The 16,558-nt window shown below is 62.8% G+C and carries 13 protein-coding genes; 3 read left to right on the forward strand and 10 right to left on the reverse strand.

Annotated features, from left to right (window positions below; all coding sequences use genetic code 11):
• Window positions 1-30: 30 nt before the first annotated feature.
• Both EWF95_RS04750 and EWF95_RS04755 read left to right on the forward strand, forming a co-directional pair.
• Window positions 31-1,173: a hypothetical protein gene (locus EWF95_RS04750; protein ID WP_185911694.1), complete on the forward strand. Its 1,143-nt coding sequence runs from the start codon at window positions 31-33 to the stop codon at window positions 1,171-1,173.
• 43 nt (window positions 1,174-1,216) lie between these two features.
• On the forward strand, window positions 1,217-2,284 hold the full coding sequence (locus EWF95_RS04755; RefSeq protein WP_246055628.1) for a glycosyltransferase: 1,068 nt from the start codon (window positions 1,217-1,219) through the stop codon (window positions 2,282-2,284).
• Window positions 2,285-2,308: 24 nt separating this feature from the next.
• Here the strand turns inward: EWF95_RS04755 and EWF95_RS04760 are convergent, their stop codons facing one another.
• The 5 genes from EWF95_RS04760 to EWF95_RS04780 all read right to left on the reverse strand — a co-directional run bounded on the left by EWF95_RS04760 (window position 2,309) and on the right by EWF95_RS04780 (window position 9,764).
• Window positions 2,309-3,424, reverse strand: a complete 1,116-nt coding sequence (locus EWF95_RS04760) for a glucosamine inositolphosphorylceramide transferase family protein (protein WP_246055629.1) — start codon at window positions 3,422-3,424, stop codon at window positions 2,309-2,311.
• Window positions 3,425-3,488: 64 nt separating this feature from the next.
• The gene (locus tag EWF95_RS04765) at window positions 3,489-4,811 is read right to left on the reverse strand and encodes a hypothetical protein (RefSeq protein ID WP_142442898.1); all 1,323 of its coding nucleotides are present in this window, start codon (window positions 4,809-4,811) and stop codon (window positions 3,489-3,491) included.
• Window positions 4,808-6,529 carry a LamG domain-containing protein gene (locus tag EWF95_RS04770; RefSeq protein ID WP_142442899.1) on the reverse strand — a complete coding sequence of 574 codons (1,722 nt, stop codon included), beginning with the start codon at window positions 6,527-6,529 and terminating at the stop codon, window positions 4,808-4,810. Before EWF95_RS04770 ends, EWF95_RS04765 begins: the two co-directional genes overlap by 4 nt.
• Before the next feature lie 271 nt (window positions 6,530-6,800).
• Window positions 6,801-8,600, reverse strand: a complete 1,800-nt coding sequence (glmS, locus tag EWF95_RS04775) for a glutamine--fructose-6-phosphate transaminase (isomerizing) (protein ID WP_142442900.1) — start codon at window positions 8,598-8,600, stop codon at window positions 6,801-6,803.
• A gap of 3 nt (window positions 8,601-8,603) precedes the next feature.
• Window positions 8,604-9,764, reverse strand: coding sequence for a sugar phosphate nucleotidyltransferase (locus EWF95_RS04780; RefSeq protein ID WP_142442901.1), 1,161 nt, complete (start codon window positions 9,762-9,764; stop codon window positions 8,604-8,606).
• Between the two features lie 124 nt (window positions 9,765-9,888).
• On the opposite strand from EWF95_RS04780, the gene EWF95_RS04785 reads away from it, so the two are divergent.
• Window positions 9,889-11,268 carry a PQQ-dependent sugar dehydrogenase gene (locus EWF95_RS04785; protein WP_142442902.1) on the forward strand — a complete coding sequence of 460 codons (1,380 nt, stop codon included), beginning with the start codon at window positions 9,889-9,891 and terminating at the stop codon, window positions 11,266-11,268.
• Between the two features lie 3 nt (window positions 11,269-11,271).
• Here the strand turns inward: EWF95_RS04785 and EWF95_RS04790 are convergent, their stop codons facing one another.
• The 5 genes from EWF95_RS04790 to glmU form a co-directional block, all read right to left on the reverse strand.
• A complete protein-coding gene (locus tag EWF95_RS04790; protein WP_246055630.1) occupies window positions 11,272-12,738 on the reverse strand; it encodes a flippase in 1,467 nt (488 codons plus the stop codon).
• A complete protein-coding gene (locus EWF95_RS04795) occupies window positions 12,739-13,662 on the reverse strand; it encodes an NAD-dependent epimerase/dehydratase family protein (RefSeq protein ID WP_142442903.1) in 924 nt (307 codons plus the stop codon).
• Window positions 13,659-14,705 (reverse strand): Gfo/Idh/MocA family protein, encoded by a 1,047-nt coding sequence (locus EWF95_RS04800; RefSeq protein ID WP_142442904.1) that lies wholly within the window; start codon window positions 14,703-14,705, stop codon window positions 13,659-13,661. Before EWF95_RS04800 ends, EWF95_RS04795 begins: the two co-directional genes overlap by 4 nt.
• 78 nt (window positions 14,706-14,783) lie before the next feature.
• Window positions 14,784-15,191, reverse strand: a complete 408-nt coding sequence (locus EWF95_RS04805) for an NUDIX hydrolase (protein ID WP_142442905.1) — start codon at window positions 15,189-15,191, stop codon at window positions 14,784-14,786.
• A 154-nt stretch (window positions 15,192-15,345) separates the two neighbouring features.
• Complete coding sequence (glmU, locus tag EWF95_RS04810) at window positions 15,346-16,530, reverse strand: bifunctional sugar-1-phosphate nucleotidylyltransferase/acetyltransferase (RefSeq protein ID WP_142442906.1); 1,185 nt, start codon at window positions 16,528-16,530, stop codon at window positions 15,346-15,348.
• Between the last annotated feature and the right edge of the window lie 28 nt (window positions 16,531-16,558).

Consider the following 16,558-nt stretch of genomic DNA (forward strand, 5'->3'; position numbering starts at 1 on the left):
CAGTCGGAGGTGGCAGCCGTGATTGGCCCGATGAATCGCCGCTCGTATCTTGCCGTGCTGTTGGCCTCCGCGACCGCTGGCTGTATGGGATTCGGTGGTGAGCGGATGTCGGCTAGTGCCGCCAAGTCGCTAACCCGTGGTCGCATCGTCGCTATCGGGCGGGATCTCGACACCACGGTCATCAACCCGACAGAAAGCGAGACCCCGGTTCAGGACGCCCTCGACACCATCGCCGACGCCGGCGGTCGCATCTATCTCCCACCGGGGATCGTCCGTGATCGGGGGCCAGTTCGCCCTCATCCCAACACCGGCATCTACGGCTTCGGAATGAACGTCTCGGTTCTCAAGATAACCCAGCCGAACACCGATGGGATCCGGTTCGACCGGAGCCAGCGGGCCAACCGCGTCCAACTCGACGGGTTTGAGCTTCGGGGGCCGGGCTCGGACGCTGCGTCAGGGGTGGCGATCCATTTCCGCGATAACGGCACCGACCCGGTGAGCGATCCCGCCGATTTCACCATCGGTCGGCTCTACTGCTGGGCGTGGAACAACACCGTCTACCGCGTCGACGAGGGGGTCGGCCCGTTCCAGTGTCGACACGACTTCCTTCGGATGGATGACTGCGACGCCGGCGACGCCGAAGCCCTCATTGAGTGGCGGTCGACCTATGGACCGGCCAACTGGTTTGGCACCATCGTCGCCTACCCGTCGGCCACCCAGAGCGGAACCAACAGCGATCTGCTCTACCAGCGCGGCGGCGAACTCTCCATCGGCGACATCACGACGGGGACGACGACCGGTCGGCTCGTCGATACCCAAAATGGGCGACTCCACGTAGGTCGACTCCACTACGAGCCGGTCGGTCAACGAACTGTCCCTCAGTCTCTCGTCCGGATCGGCCGTAACGGCGCGACCCGATTCGACGACGTCCTCGTCGACTCGGAGGCCGTTCAGTACGTCTATGAGCTCGGTGAGGGGGCTGGCAATGCGGTGCTGTTCGGCCCTGCCGGTGGGCGCGGGACAGTCCGCAGGAACGTGGTCAACGTCAGCGGACAGCTTGACGCCGACCGGTCGTCGTGGTATTTCGGCCGCGTGGCGGATGTCGACGTGACCGGCTCGTCGGGAACCGGGAGTCTTCGCGTCATGGGCACCGCAGGACAGGGGCGGGGCTGAGGGCCACCGATACCGTTATTCACGAACGAGACAATGTTCACTCGTGTCGAACCAGCCATCCGACGACGATCCGAACCAGCCATCCCGCGATGTATCCGACCCACTGGTGTCGGTCGTCGTTGTTACCTACAACTCCGAAAAGACCATCGAGGAAACGCTGTCCTCGCTCGCTCGACAGACGTATCCCACCGACAGCTACGAGCTGATCGTCGTTGACGGCGGGAGTACCGACGACACCGAAGCGATTGTCGAAGAGTACGATGCGGCGTTCCACGTCGTCGACGGCGGCACCATCGGTGCCTGTCGGAACCACGGCATCGACGTTTCGAGCGGCGAGTATATCGCCTTTACCGATTCCGACTGTGCGGTTCCCGCGACGTGGCTCGACTCACATGTTGAGCGCATCGAGAGCCCAAACGACGACATCGAAGGTCAAGACGACGTTACTATCGCTGGTGTTGGCGGCCCAAACCGGCCGTTTCCAACCGATCCGTGGTTCAGTAAACTGGTCGGTAGCCTTCAGGGAACCGTGTTCGGCTCGGGCGGCTCACCACAGTCGTATGCGATCGGCGAGGTGCGGCTGGTTCGCTCGGTCGCGGCATGCAACGTGATGTACGACGCAGCGATCTTTGACTCCCACCGCTACGACGATGCGGTCAACGTCGGCGAGGACGCCGAGTTTCACTTCCGGCTGTCGGAGGCTGGCTATCGCTTCGTGTTCGATCCGGCAATTGCGGTCTCCCATCACCTTTCGTCGACTTTCGGTGCCTACTGCAAGAAAAGCCGCTCCTATGGCTACGCGATGGCCCGTATCCAGCGTCGACACGGGAAAGTAATCCGGTGGTACTCCGCGCTCCCGTCGCTGGCACTGGGCGGCGGGATGCTTGCCGTGCTGGCCGATCTCGCTGCTCGAAAAGCCCGGTATGTCCCGCTGTTGTTGGCTGCGTTCCTGCTCGTCAGCGGCTACGGAACCGCACAGGTCTACCGCGACCGCCGGAGCCCGACGGCACTCCTCGTCCCGATCATGCTCGCCGCGCAGTACACCTACTACGGGATCGGCTTCTTGGAGGGGCTGGCCGCGCCGGATCCGGTTTCACAAGATCTTCCCTAAGACCGGTTACGACCGAATTTGCTTTTAGGCGCGATAGATACCGATGGCCCAGTGGTGTTCGCCCAACAGCTGGTACCCCACTCCGAGGTTCCCATCGACCGCGCAGTGCCACCCCTCGCCGTCAAACCATGGATCGACCTGGTGCATCGCCCCCGAGTTCCAGCCCAGGCCGCCCGGTGGAGCCACTGCGGGTAACGCAGCCCGCGGGCGATCCTCGTACGTCGATGGGGTCAACTCGGTAATCTTGTAGGCGTGAACCTGGTTGCCGTAGCGGGTCGCACAATCCTGATAAAATGCGAGGATATGGTCATCGAAGACGAGGGGCCGGCCTCCAGGACGGGCGGCTTGTGAGCGATTTTCGACAACCGGGTTCGCCTCGTGTGGCGTCCAGTCCGCCGATTCGAGATCGTCGCTGTAGTAGGCGTAGAGATCCGTTCCGTTGCCGAGGATCCCCCACCAGCGACCCTCCCAGCGGAAGGCACTGAAATCGTGCTGTGGCGTCGCGGGCGCGACGAGATCGGCGACCGGACTCCAGGAATGTGGAAACGAATCGGCCCGATACAGCGTCACCGGAGCCGGGCCCAGTTCCTTGGCCCAGCGGTCGGGGATCATGTAGTGGTCACCCTGCCACCGGAAGACGTAGGGATACGAGAGGTGTTCGTCGGTTTCGAGTACGACCTGATCATAGCTCCAGTCATAGCCGTCATCGCTCTCGGCGTGGGCGATGGCCGCCGTCGGCTCGCGGTTGTGGGTGTAGACCTCGAAAAAGAGGTGCCACTGTCCGCTTTCAGTTACAAACAGAAACGGATCGGCGACGCAGTCGGTGCGGCCGAAATCGCTCACATCCGCAGCCGTCAACACGGGATTAATGTCGCCGACCGGCTCGAACTCCGACGGCGGGCTGTCGGCTGCGACAGGGTAGGATGGTACCGTCTCGTCGTCGTACCGACCGCGCATGTCGACTGCCTCGGGCTGGTGACGGTTGGTCGGTGTTCGCATATGGAGCCACTCGCCGGTGTGCCAGGCGGTGCGCTCAATAAGCGTCGATCTGGCAAGCCGCCGACGGAGAGCCCCCGCTACCGGATCGATTCGATGGCGAGCGTGTGCGAGTAGCTGGGTCGATCGGGGGGGATCACTCATACAGGATATCTATCTCTGTGAGACGACTCTATTTAGTTCTCTCCTCAAAAGTGCCAAAATGAGATTAGAACCCGGTTCCGGCTGTCCCGAGCGCGCGGAAGCCACCGGTCGATCCCTGGCTGTGGGTGACCGTCACATCATCGGGCGACCCCTGATACAGCGATGGTTCGGCGGGATCGACCGGGTACGCGAGATTCACGATGTTGGTGGTGATATCGGCGGCCGCGCCCAGTTCGATGTACGGGCCGAGGATCTTCCGGCCCGGGCCGCGAGCGTTGTAGCTGTCGTATCCCAGCTCGTAGACGTAGTCGGCGACACCGGTGACGTGTTTGACCGTGTCGATGATGGCCGTCCCGTGACCGCGCAGGCGGACGATCGCCGGCGGGTTCGTCGGGTTTGAGGTGGGTTCCCAGTGGACGTTGCCGAACTCGATGAGGCTGTCCCACGTCTGGTCGATGGCGACCCCCGCTGACCCGCCCATCGTGAGGTAGTCGACGGTCTGGGTGCCGCCGCGCGAGAAGAACACGGTTGTGTTCTTGCCGCTGACGTTCGCGCTTGGGTAGGCCGCAATGGTGCCAAACCAGTTGGCCGGGCCGTACCACGACCGGAACTCGAACAGTCCGTCCTGGTCGCCAGCATCACACTCATAGATGGTAAGCTGTTCGTGGCGGCACTGGAACGGGCCGACCCCCTCGTCGACGCGATACACCGAGTTGTTCCATCCCCAGAACAGCAGCCGGCCGACCAGCAGATCTTGGGTATCCTTGTTCGTGTGGTGGATCGCAACCCCGGTCGATCCGGTGCCGGCCGGGCCGTTCAGCGCGAAGCCGTCGAGTTTGACCCGACTGACCCCGGAGTCGCGGTCGAACAGGATCCCGTCGGCACTCCGGTCGGTGATCGAGATCTTTGAGAGTTCGACGCCCAGCCCGAGGATCTGAGTCTCCTCGTAGGGGCGGATCGGCCCGGTTTCCTCAATCACGCCCGCCGGGAGGCGAACCTCGCCGCCGCCAGCGGCCGCCACGATGTCAAGGGCGTCCTGAATCGGTGTGTCGGTTCCTGTCGGGTCGACCGACTGGAGCCCCGTGTTGTTCTTCCCGACGGCGACAACAAAGCCCTCCAACAGCAGTGTGAGGACGCCACTATCGCCCCCGGCAGCACTCAAGCCAATCGTTCCCAGCTGGCTCCAAGAGCCGCCGTCGCCGAGATACACGTTCCCGGTGTCGGTCGCGAGGAACTTCGCGCCGGCTTTGGCGACGTAGTTCGCCCGACTGGCGTCGGTGTCGCGTATTTCCACGTCCGTGTCGATGCGTTCAAAGTTGCGGTTCAGCGGTTCATCCCAGTCAAGGGTTCCTGCAGCAGGGGTTTCGTATTGGTGATTATCTGTCATTGTTCGCTCCCATCGACGCCACCGTAGCCGTAGCTTCCGAACCCGTTCTCGCCAAACTCATCGTTTGGAACGGTCGGTGGCTCGGGATCGGTTGGCGTCGGTTCGTCGCTCGTCGTGCCGTCAACTATGGCGGCGATCTGTGTTTCGGTGAGTGCCGTGTTGTACACGCGAACGTCGTCAACTGACCCGTCCATCGCGTAGTAGCTGGTGTAGCCATTGTCGCCGCGACCGACGTACAGCGAGCGCGCGCTGTGAACCACGTCGCCCGACTGTGAGTCGTCGCGGCCGACTTCCGCGCCGTCGAGGTACATGACGAAGGAACTCCCGTCCCACGTACAGACGAGGTGGTGCCACTGACCGTCCTGCGTGGGGACGCCCCACGGGTTCACGGACGCCTGTCCGCTCTCGACGGCGAGGTGAGCCCGGAGGCTGTTCGCGGTCTGTATCTCAGCGGCGTACCCCTCGGAGCCGAAGCGGGCGTCGGCCTTCTGGACGAGCGTCTGTCCGCTCGCCCCGCTGTCGGTGCGGAACCAGCCGCCGAACGTCAGTGCCGCCGCAGGTCGCAGCGAGGCGGCGTCGGGCATCTCGACGTAGTCGTCGGGGCCGGTTCCAAACGAGATACCGGAGCTTTCGAAGACGCCGTCGGTATCGAGCACCGGTGAGCCACGGACAAAGCCGTCGACCGAGCCAGCACTGTCGGAGATCGTGACACCGCCCGTCTCGGCGAACGCCCAGCGAGCCGCCGGTGCGGGCTGGGAAGCCGGATCGGTCGGCGTTGGTGTCGGCTCGGGGTCGGGCTCAGGTGTTGGCTCCGGTGCTGTGTCCGGCTCCTCTTCCGGATCAGGCTCCGGTTCCGGCTCAGGTGCGGGCTCCGTTGTCGTGGTACCCTCGTACAGCGCGCTGACCTCGTCAGCACTGAGGCCCCGGTTGTAGACGCGAACGTCATCGATCGCACCATTCATCGCGTAGTAGCTGGTGTAGCCGTTGTCACCGCGACCGATGTACAGCGGCCGATCGCTGGGGACGACTGCCCCGGACTGTGAGTCGTCGCGGCCGACTTCCGCGCCGTCGAGGTACATGACGAAGGAACTCCCGTCCCACGTACAGACGAGGTGGTGCCACTCGCTGTCATGGGTGGTAACACCCCACGGGTTGACACTGGCCCGGCCGCTGTCGACGGCGAGGTGGGCCCGCAGGCTGTTGGGCGTCTGAACCTCGACGGCATACCCCTCCACGCCGAAGCGTCCATCGGCCTTCTGGAGGAGTGTCTGTGCGTTCGCGCCGCTGTCGGTACGGAACCAGCCGCCGAATGTGAGTTCGTCGGGAGCAAGCGCGGTTGCGTCGACGACTTCGACGTAGTCATCGGGGGTGGATCCGAACGCGTAGGCTGTCGAATCGTAGACGCCAGCAACGCCCTGCTGAGGAGTTCCCCGAACCGTGCCGTTGTTTCCGCCGGCAACGTCAGAGACTGTCTCGCTGGTTCCGTCAAGCGGCCAGTGGGCGACAAGTCCGTCTCCAGGGCCGATGACCGAGAAGGATGCCGAACTGCTGAGCTGCTGCGAAACGCCACCGTAACCGACTCCCGGCGGGACTGCCCCGGCACTGTCCAGACAGCCAGCAACTGATCCCGTTCCGAGAGCCGAAACACTGGTTAGCTTCAGCATCGTCCGTCGTGTCAGGCCAAGTTTGTTTTCAGTCGGTGGCGGGTCAGTTACCATATTGTACTCATTAGCTACCGGGCCAGATAACCTTTTCTTCACCAAATCTAGCCAAAATTACAATTTTGAGAGGATTGAAATATTCTCTCACGTGCCGAAAAATAGCGAAACAGTTGGGATCTGTCTCAAAGTGTGTCGATCGCGCTGTGAAAGATGTGTAGATTGATCTCTTTACTTGCTTTGCCACATCAGTCAAATATATGTTGTGTTCTTATTGGAAAAAGTCGAAAACATAAACAATGACAGTTGGATGACGCCCTTCTCGAATGGACTACTCGACGGTGACGCTTTTGGCCAGATTTCGCGGTCGGTCGATAGCTCTGCCCTTGCTATCGGCAACGTGGTAGGCAAACAGCTGGAGATAGACATTGGCGACGAGCGGCTCCAGCAGCCCGAGATCCGGCACGTCGAACCCGACCTCGTCGTCGCTCTGGTAGCCCTCGGCGGCAAGGGTGATCACCGGCGCGCCGCGGGACTGCACCTCTTTGACGTTGTTCCGGGTCTCGTCGGGCCGCGTCCCGTCGGTGAGGATCGCAAGCACCGGCGTCTCCTCGGTCACGAGTGCCAGCGGGCCGTGTTTGAGTTCGCCGGCCGGGAACCCCTCGGCGTGGTCGTAGGAGATTTCCTTGAGTTTGAGTGCCCCCTCCAGGGCGACGGGGCCACCGAGGCGGCGGCCGATGAAGAAGAACGCCTCGCCGCCGGCGTAGGCGTCGGCGACCTCTTCGATAGCATCGTTGTTGTCGAGAACCGACTGGACTGCGCCGGGGAGATCCTGAAGATTTTCGAGCAGTTTGCGAGCGGCTCGCGGATCGAGTTCGCCCCGAACGTCGGCGACAGTCAGCGCGAACATCGCAAGCACGATCACCTGTGAGGCGAACGTCTTGGTTGCGGCAACACCGATTTCGGGGCCTGCGCGGATGTAGAGGGCGTCGTCGCATTCTCGCGCCATCGTACTCCCGACAGTGTTGGTCACGCCGAGGGTTCGGATCCCGACCCGGCTGGCCATCCGCAACGCCCGGAGGGTGTCGGCAGTCTCGCCGCTCTGACTGACGCCGACCACGAGCGTCCGCTCGGGGTTGCGGCCGCTACCGACGGCGTACTCGCTGGCGAACTCGACGGTCGCTCGGACATCGGCGAACTCCTCCATCAGCTGCTTGGCGTACAGACACGCGTGATACGACGTGCCACAGGCGACGAACTGGATCTCGTCGACACCTTCGAGGAACCCATCGGGGATGGACAGCCCCTCCAACTCGACGCGGCCCTCGATCGGATCGATCCGCCCGGCGATCGCCTGTCGGAGGGCTGTCGGCTGTTCGAAGATCTCCTTGAGCATGTAGTGGTCGTAGCCACCTTTTTCGGCCGCGTCCGGACTCCACTCGATGGTGTGAACCTCACGGTCAACCGGCGTGCCCTCGTTCCAGATGGCGATCCCTTCGCGGGTGACGTGGGCCACGTCGCCATCCTCCAGATACGACACCGACCGGGTGTGTTCAAGCAGCGGTGTCACGTCGCTTGCGATGAAGTTGCCGTCCTCGCCGTGGCCGACGACCAGCGGACTGTTCCGGCGGGCGGCGACGATCCCATCGTAGCCAGCCGCAACCACGCCCAGCGCGTAACTCCCCTCGATTTTGTCGACGACAGCCCCTACCGCCTCTCGAAGGTCGTCGGTCGCTTCGAGTTCGTCTTCGAGTAGGTGGGCGACCACCTCGGTATCGGTTTCACTACGGAACTCATGGTCGAGAAGCGAGGCCCGAAGCTCGTCGTAGTTCCCGATGATGCCGTTGTGAACGACCGCCACCCGCCCCGAACAGTCGGTGTGTGGGTGGGCGTTGGCATCGGTCGGTTTGCCGTGGGTACTCCACCGGGTGTGGCCGATCCCACACGTCTGTGGTGTCGACTCCGGTAGATCAAGGTCGGCGACGAGGCCGACCTGTTTGAACACTGCCAGCTCGTCGTCGGCGAGCGCGATGCCCGCCGAGTCGTAGCCTCTGTACTCCAGTTGCTGTAGCCCTGCCACGAGTCGTGGCCGGGCCAACTGTTCGCCGATGTATCCGATAATTCCACACATGATTTAGGCTCTCCGCACTGTTTCGCCCGACTCGATTCGTCCCTCTAAGACGCTCCCACTGTCAGCGACCACATTCCGGCCCACGATGGTGCCGGGTGTCAACGTCACGTTCCCGCCGAGTCTCGCTCGGTCAGCCACGATCCCACCGAGCGGGACGTCGTGATGGACTGTGTCGTCGATGATGACCTCCGCCGGCCCGCCTTCGACGGTAACGTTCGGGCCGATCGCTGCTGACTCGCCGACGATGCAGTCGTGGAGAACCGCGCCGTCGCCGATCCGCCCGCCGTTGAACACGATACAGTTCGATAGCGTCGCGTTCGCACCGATTCGGACGTTCCGGCCGACAGACGTGCCGGACAGCAGCGTCGCGTTCGGCCCGACAGAGACGCCCGCATCGAGCGCCACGTCCTCGGAGACGACAGCTGTCTCGTGGACGCCGTCGGAGGATGGCTCGGCCTCGCGGCTGCGAAGCAACGTTTCGTTCGTTGTCAACAGATCCCATGGATAGGTGAGATCCTGCCAGGGGCCGCGGTGAAGCACGGCCGAGAGCACCCCGTCGTCGGCGAGCCGCTGGAGCGCGGTCGCCATTCCAAAGTCGCCAGCGGGCGTCCCGCTGTCGTTCCGGATCACATCAAAGATGGACTCGTCGAAGACGTAGGCCCCGCCGTTGACCAGAAACGGTGGATTGTCAGTCGGGTGGCGTGAGACGCTCCGGACGGTCTCACCGTCGACCGTAACCGCGCCGTACTCTGTCGGCCGATCCGACTGGACGGCTGCCATCGTCGGGTTCCCGGTCTCTGTCCAGCAGTCGATGAGACGCTCCAGCAACGCCGCATCGACTATTTGATCGCCGTGCAGCGTCAGAAACGCCCCATCGACCAGCGATTCAGCCTGCGACAGCGCGTGGGCCGCACCGAGTCGGTGGTCTTGAACCACGTACTGAATCGGGATATCCCACTCGTCGCCGTCGCCGAAATAGTTCCGAATGCGTTCGCTGGCGTGGCCGACAACGAGGACGATACTGTCGGCTCCCGCCTCGATGGCGGCCTCCAGAACCGATTCGAGAATCGGTTTGTTATTCACCGGGATCATCGGTTTCGGCCGGCGTTCGGTTAGCGGACCCAGCCGCGTCCCCTCACCGGCCGCGAGTAGCACCGTGTTCATAGCGTCTCCAAGTGAATAATCATCAACGTAAATAATGCTTTACCCTGTATATATACGTAGCTATACGGTTAGATTCTGACAACTACTAACGAAACATTATATGGATTCATCAACTCCAGACCGCATGGATAAACGCAATCTTGGACAGTCAGGGTCGTACACACGCCGAGGGCTACTTCGGGCTGGCAGTGCTGTCGGTCTCGCCGGTCTGCTCGCGGGCTGTTCGACTGAGAGTCGTGACCAGGCTGAGGATGACCCCTCGGAGGACTCCAACGGTGGCGGCGAAACCGATGACTCGACCTTCTTCGAACAGGGGCCGACCGTCGGGCTGACCGAGGTCGCAACGGGTCTGACCTCGCCGAGCGCGCTCGTGACCGCCACCGACGGAACTGAGAGGCGGTTTATCGTCGACCAGGTCGGTACGATCCATATCCACGACGATGATGGGCTTCGCTCGACACCGTTTCTTGATCTCTCCGACCGGCTCGTGGCTCTCGGTGAGGGGTTGCCGAACTGGGTTGCCTACGACGAGCGGGGGCTACTGGGGTTGGCGTTCCATCCCGACTTCGGAAGCAATGGCCGCTTCTATGTTCGGTACAGCGCGCCGACCGACGAGGAGGCCCTCGACCACTACGAGCGGCTCTCTGAGTTCCAGGCGACCGACGACGGGCGGGTGGCCGACCCCGACAGCGAGCGCATCCTCTTGGAGATGCCGTGGGAGCGCCCGCTCCATCAAGCAGGCACCCTAGAGTTCGGCCCCGACGGCTATCTGTACGGCGCGCTCGGCGACGGCCTGAACCCCTTCAACGGTCAAGACCTCATGACGCTCAAAGGCTGCATCATCAGAATCGATGTCGACAGCCGAACCGACGATCTCCCCTACGGTATCCCTGAGGATAACCCACTTGTCGGTGCCGAGGGTCGCAACGAACTGTACGCCTGGGGGCTCCGAAACCCCTGGAAGATGGCGTTCAGCGGCGATCAGCTGATCGCCGGTGACGTGGGACAGGCTATGTGGGAAGAGGTCAACGTCATCGAAGCGGGGGCCAACTACGGCTGGCCGCTCAAGGAGGCCACCTACTGTCACGACCCCCAGCTTGGTATCAGTACTGGCGGCGACTGTCTCGTCGAATCCGACCGTGGCGAACCGCTCGTCGACCCCGTCTTGGAGTTCCCACATTTCGACGAGGCGGGCGATGCGGTCGGCTTCGCGGTCATCGGCGGCCACATCCACACCGGCTCGGTCGCGGGGCTCGGCGACAGATATCTGTTCGGCATCTTCACTAGTTCATTCAGCACGGCGTCGGGTCGACTCATCGCAGCGACGCCACAGGAGTCGGGCCAGTGGCCGATGGAAGAGATTCAGGTTGAGGGCGGCCTCGACATCCAAGTGCTTTCGCTGGGCCAGGATGGCTCGGACAGTTACGTGCTGGGAACGCGGGCGGCACTCTCGGAGGATCCCCTGTCCCGACAGGAGGGTGTCGTCTACCGGCTCACCGAGTAGCTTCTATCCGCGTACGTTCCGCACGTTCTCGATGATCTTCACCCGGAGCGGCGGGGCTGCGAGGACGCCGCCGCCGTAGACGACTGCTGCGACGCCGACCACTGCAATGAGTGCCAAGGGTGTGTCAACCGAGAGCAGTCGGGTGATTCCGACCAACACAACGCCCATCGCGGCAGCCGCGAGAACGGTCCAGCCGACATCCCGAACCGGGAACCGAACCGGAGTGAGTCGACCGAGATAGAGCCCCAGTATCACCGTGTTGGCGAAGACTGAGACAAGGGTTGCCACAGCCGCACCGATCAGCCCGTAGCGGGGAACCAACAGGACATTCAACACGATGTTCATCGACAGCGAGACCACGGTGGCGATGGCTCCGTACTTGGGTCGATCGAACGCCTGAATCGCCTTGTCGAAGACGAGGTTCACCGCCTGGGGGAGCTTCTCGATCATGAGGACAAGAAACGCGGCCGCGGCGATGGTGTACTCCAAGCCGAAAATAACGCCCAGGATCTCCCGGCCGATCACGGCGACGCCGACCACCGAGGGAATGATAAGCAACAGTGAGACGGTCATCGCATCCGAAACAAGGTTCTGCACCTTCTCGACCGCACCATCAGCTTGCCATGCCGACAACTGCGGAAACAGCGCGCGTGCAAAGACGGTACTGAACATGATCGCGGTCGTCGTCAGTCGCCACGCCAGTTCGTAGGCCCCGACAGCGGCCTGTGAGAGGAAAAAGCCGATAACGATGACATCCATCCAGTTGTAGACGTGTCCGCCCAGTCCCCAGATCCCGTTGAACTTCGCGTAGTCGTACAGCGACCGGAGATGGCGTCGACCGGGGCGGGCCAGCGGCGTCGACAGCCGAAGTGTCCCACCGATGAGCAGGACGGTGTAGCTTACCAGCAGCGCGTAGACCATTGCCTGGACACCGTAGCCATACTGCAGGAGCGCGACGGCCACGGTCACAAATGTGAGGCTGCGCAGGAAATGTAGGACGGCGGTCTGAGCCACCCGTAGCTCCCCTTGGAGGACGTGAATGACCAGCATCGACAGCTCAAAGGCGACAACAACGCCGATCAGTTCGAACGCGAGGTCGACACCGATGTAGCCCGCCAGCGGTTCGCGAACCGCGAGAACGAGACCTGAGACGACGAGGATCAATAGCAGCTTCAACACGACTGCCGCGCCGAACATCTGGGCCGGATCGTCGCCCGCGCTGATCCGTTTTTCGACGGCTCCCCGCAGCCCAAAGTCGACGACGGTCGCCATCGTGTACAGGGTCGCCTCAAACAGAAAGAAAATGCCGAGCAGCGTCGCTCCAAGTTCGCGGGCGAAATACACCGTCCCAAAGAACCCAAGTGCCGTGTTCAGCAGTTCAACGCCGAAAAGCAGCGAACTCGCGCGAGCGAGGTTCATCGTTCGCCGGAGCGGCGGCGGTGCGAGGGATCCGCGACGACGCCCACTCATCTACAGCAGCCCTACCGTTTCGTACCACGCGATGGTTTCGCTGAGGGCGGCCTGCCAGGGGCGTTGGTCGACCGGGGCCTGCTCGGTGAGATCAGCTCTAACGGTTCCGAAATCGCCCCGTTCGAGGAACCCCTCGCCCGGAACTGGCGAGATCCCGATCCGGTACAGCAGATCCATCGCGGGCTTGACGCCCCACCGGATCGCGCTGTAAGGGACTGTCACTACGCGGCAGTTGCCCGGCGTGTGGTGGGCGATTGTTTTGAGAACCTGCTTGTTGGTGAGGTTCGGCCCGGTGACGAGCTGTCGACCGGTCGTCTCACCATCGAGACAGGAGGTGATAGTGCCGACGACATCGTCGACGTGGACAATATTGTACTTCGCATCGGTGTACAGCGGCGGAACCAACAGGCGATTGGTAGCGATGGGACGGATATGCTCGTAGCGTGTCAGCCGGTAGTCGCGTGGGCCGAAGATGTAGGTCGGGTAGATGGCCGCCACCGCAAACGGGTGATCCCGACCGAACAGCAGTTCCTCGGAGGCGAGTTTTGACTGCTGGTAGGCCGACCCGGCGTCGGCGGGGATCTCCGGATGGGCTCCGATCGTACTGAGGAAGACGAACCGCTGGATTCCGGCGTCGGCTGCGGCCGCAACGAGTCGTTCGGTTCCTGCCGTGTTAGTGCTCGACATCGCTCCGGTGTCGTAGACGGCCGCCGCAAGGTGGACGACGCTGTCGACATCCGCCAGCGCGGCGGCCAACGAGTCGGGGTTCGAGAGGTCGGCCTCAACGGTGTCGACGCCATCGGGCAGTCGCGTCGTCGTGGAGGCTGGCCGAACCATGGCGACCGGCTCGTGGTCGGTGTCAGCCAGAGCCGCCAGCAGATTCAGCCCGATGAAGCCCGTGGCACCGGTCACGAGAACCCTCATTGTTCGCCCTCCATGTTTCGGTCGGCCTCGGTATTTCGGTCGACCTCCCGGTCGACACCGCTGTGGGCGTACACCGAATCAATGACCTCCGCGACCGCGACACCGCGGTCGACCGGTGCTGCGGTGTCGGGATCGCCCGCCACGGCGTGGTCGGCGAAATCGTGGATGCGGGCAGTGTGGGCGTCCTCATCGCTGGCCGGAAAGAGGGTTGCGATGCCGATATCCACGAGAGGGAGCGCGCCCTGCTGGAACTCGAAGGGACGGCCGTGAACCTCCCCCTGCAACGTTTTCGAATCGAGTTCCAGCCAGCCCTCGGTGCCGACGACGAGGACGCGACTGACGCCGTCGGTCTGTGTCCATGTCGCCGAGAGATCAACCGGGACGCCGTCGAAGTCAAGCGAGACGTGGGCAACGTCTTCGACAGCCCGATCCCGGAGGTAGCGCACGCTGGCGTCGGTCACCTCAGGTGAGTGATCAAACAACTCAATCAGTACGTCCAGAGAGTGGGGAAACAGGTCGCGGGCGACGCCCCCGCCCGAGAGCGTGGGGTTGTAGTACCAGCCCTGGGAGGGCGGTGCCGAGTGATGGGCAACGGTGATCTCGACGATATCGCCGAGCAGGTCGTTCGACAGGAGCTTCAGGGCGCGCTCGTAGTTTCGGTAGTAGCGGTGGAGATAGCCGACCTGTGTGACGACCTCGGCGTCGGCCGCCGCGGCGGCCATTTGCTTCGCGCTTGCGGCGGTCAGTGCCAGTGGTTTCTCACAGAGGACGTGACAGCCGGCGTCGACGGCGGCCAGAAAGATCTCCTCGTGTGTGCTGGGTGGGGTGCAGATGCTCACGATGTCGAGGTCGTGGGCCGCGAGCAGCGACCCGATGTCGGCGTAGCCCGGCACCGAGAGTTCCTCCTCGACGGTCGACCGGCGGCTGTCGTCGCGTTCGGCGAAGGCGACGACGCGGGTTCGGGGATGGGAGGTAAACGCCGGCACATGGTAGTCGGTGGCCATCCATCCGGCCCCGACGACCCCGACGGTCAGTGTAGTCATACATCCTTTCTTACCTGTCTCGGCATAAACCCATCTAGGCGACGGCATGAATCGGGTGTGGAGGATCGCTTCGACGAATCAATCGGTTGTCTCAATCGGAACCGTTTGGAGCGTCGCTGCGGCCTGCGGCTCGCTCAACTGCTCGCAGGCGATTTCTTTCGAAAGCCATCGGGAATCCGTGTGTTCGTCGCTCAAGGTCACGTCCGACCCCTCGGTCGTGCAGTGGTAGTACACCGCAAACCGGTCGTTCTCCGCTGTGTTCTGCCACGACGTGGCCTCAAGCGGTCGACGAACCGTAACCGCCAGCCCAGTCTCCTCACGAACCTCCCGCTGGAGACAGTCCGTTACGGCTTCGCCACGGTGGATCCGACCACCAGGGAGCTCCCAGCCACCGTCGTTTGACCGACGAATGAGGAGAATCCGATCATCAGGCCGACAGACGACACCGCGAATACTTATCGTTGCTTCGAGGAACTGCTTGTTCATACGAATCGGTAGACGGACGCCGGTGTCAGTGTATCGATTACTGATACATTATAGAAATTGTGATACGTTATAGATGGTCTGTTCGGATGGTTTGGACGATCAACCCGAATTAGTCGACGTGTGAGTGGAACGGTCAATCGGTTCAGTCCTACAGTCAACGATCCCGGGTAACGACTTCTCCCGGTGTGGTGGCCGCCCCGGGGGACAGCGTGAGGCCAGCGTTGAGACTGGTGTTGATCCCGGTTTTTGCCCCGGCTCCGAGGACGACACCGAACTTCCGCCGCCCGGTCGAGACGCGCTCGCCTTTTACCGTGAGTTGCACCGGCTGGCCGTCGTGGCGGAGGTTTGCGATCTTCGTCCCGGCACCAAGGTTGGTGTCACACCCCAGAATACTGTCACCAACATACGAGAGGTGACCGACGGTTGCTCCAGCCATGAGGACGCTGTTTTTAACCTCGACGGCGTGTCCGACCTTCGCGTCGGGGCCGACGTAGGTGGTGCCACGGATGTATGCGTTCGGGCCAACAGTTGCACCCGTGTCGATATAGGCAGGCCCATCGATGACGACGCCGGATCGAACCGTCGCACCGGGCGCGACGTGGACGTTTCCGGAAAGCGTTGCATCGTCGTCGACCGTTCCCTCGATCGTCGGCTCGACCTCGGGCGTTTTCCACTCGTTGGCCGCCAGCAGATCCCATGGCCGACCGACATCGAGCCAGCGGTCGAAACTGACCGGCGTGACATCAAAGGTTTCACACACCCGCAGGAGGACATCCGTGAACTCCAGTTCCCCGCGCTCGCTTTCGGGCACGTCGAGCCACTGTTGAACCTCGGTCGGAAGGGCATACCCACCGGCATTAATCAGATTCGACTCAGGGTCGGTTGGCTTCTCGACGACGTCGGTAACTCGGCCGTCAGTAACCGTGAGGACACCGTACGAGCTGGGATTATCGACGCGGAAGGAGCCGACTGCCGGTGTCGACGCATAGAGTTTTGCCAACGAGGCCTCATCGTACAGCGAGTCGCCATTGAGGACGACAAACGGCTCCGGGTCGAGAGCGTCGAGCGCGGCGGCCACGGCGTCGGCGGTTCCACGCTGTTCGGTCTGGGTGACGTACTCGACGGGCACACCGTCGACCGTCTCCCCGATAGCCTCCTCGACAGCTGACGTGTGAGGGTTGACAACGATGATAAACCGCGAGGCACCGGCCGCCGCAGCCCCGGAGAGCGCGTGCCCGATCAGCGGTCGACCAGCGACCGGGAGCGTTGGTTTCGGCTGTGTCTCAGTGAGCGGCCGCATACGCGTTCCCGACCCGGCAGCGAGTACAACGGTTTGCATAGGTTCAGCTTGCGACGGGTGCACATAT

This window comes from Halonotius roseus (genome assembly GCF_006861655.1).
In the GTDB taxonomy this organism is placed as follows: Archaea; Halobacteriota; Halobacteria; order Halobacteriales; family Haloferacaceae; genus Halonotius; species Halonotius roseus.

What these genes read in the sequence shown, in the direction of transcription:
- EWF95_RS04790 (WP_246055630.1), bottom strand. Translation starts at nt 12,738, where the DNA reads ATGAGTGGGCGTCGTCGCGGATCCCTCGCACCGCCGCCGCTCCGGCGA.
- EWF95_RS04805 (WP_142442905.1), bottom strand. Translation starts at nt 15,191, where the DNA reads ATGAACAAGCAGTTCCTCGAAGCAACGATAAGTATTCGCGGTGTCGTC.
- EWF95_RS04795 (WP_142442903.1), bottom strand. Translation starts at nt 13,662, where the DNA reads ATGAGGGTTCTCGTGACCGGTGCCACGGGCTTCATCGGGCTGAATCTG.
- EWF95_RS04800 (WP_142442904.1), bottom strand. Translation starts at nt 14,705, where the DNA reads ATGACTACACTGACCGTCGGGGTCGTCGGGGCCGGATGGATGGCCACC.
- glmS (WP_142442900.1), bottom strand. Translation starts at nt 8,600, where the DNA reads ATGTGTGGAATTATCGGATACATCGGCGAACAGTTGGCCCGGCCACGA.
- glmU (WP_142442906.1), bottom strand. Translation starts at nt 16,530, where the DNA reads ATGCAAACCGTTGTACTCGCTGCCGGGTCGGGAACGCGTATGCGGCCG.
- EWF95_RS04765 (WP_142442898.1), bottom strand. Translation starts at nt 4,811, where the DNA reads ATGACAGATAATCACCAATACGAAACCCCTGCTGCAGGAACCCTTGAC.
- EWF95_RS04785 (WP_142442902.1), top strand. Translation starts at nt 9,889, where the DNA reads ATGGATAAACGCAATCTTGGACAGTCAGGGTCGTACACACGCCGAGGG.
- EWF95_RS04750 (WP_185911694.1), top strand. Translation starts at nt 31, where the DNA reads ATGAATCGCCGCTCGTATCTTGCCGTGCTGTTGGCCTCCGCGACCGCT.
- EWF95_RS04780 (WP_142442901.1), bottom strand. Translation starts at nt 9,764, where the DNA reads ATGAACACGGTGCTACTCGCGGCCGGTGAGGGGACGCGGCTGGGTCCG.
- EWF95_RS04770 (WP_142442899.1), bottom strand. Translation starts at nt 6,529, where the DNA reads ATGGTAACTGACCCGCCACCGACTGAAAACAAACTTGGCCTGACACGA.
- EWF95_RS04760 (WP_246055629.1), bottom strand. Translation starts at nt 3,424, where the DNA reads ATGAGTGATCCCCCCCGATCGACCCAGCTACTCGCACACGCTCGCCAT.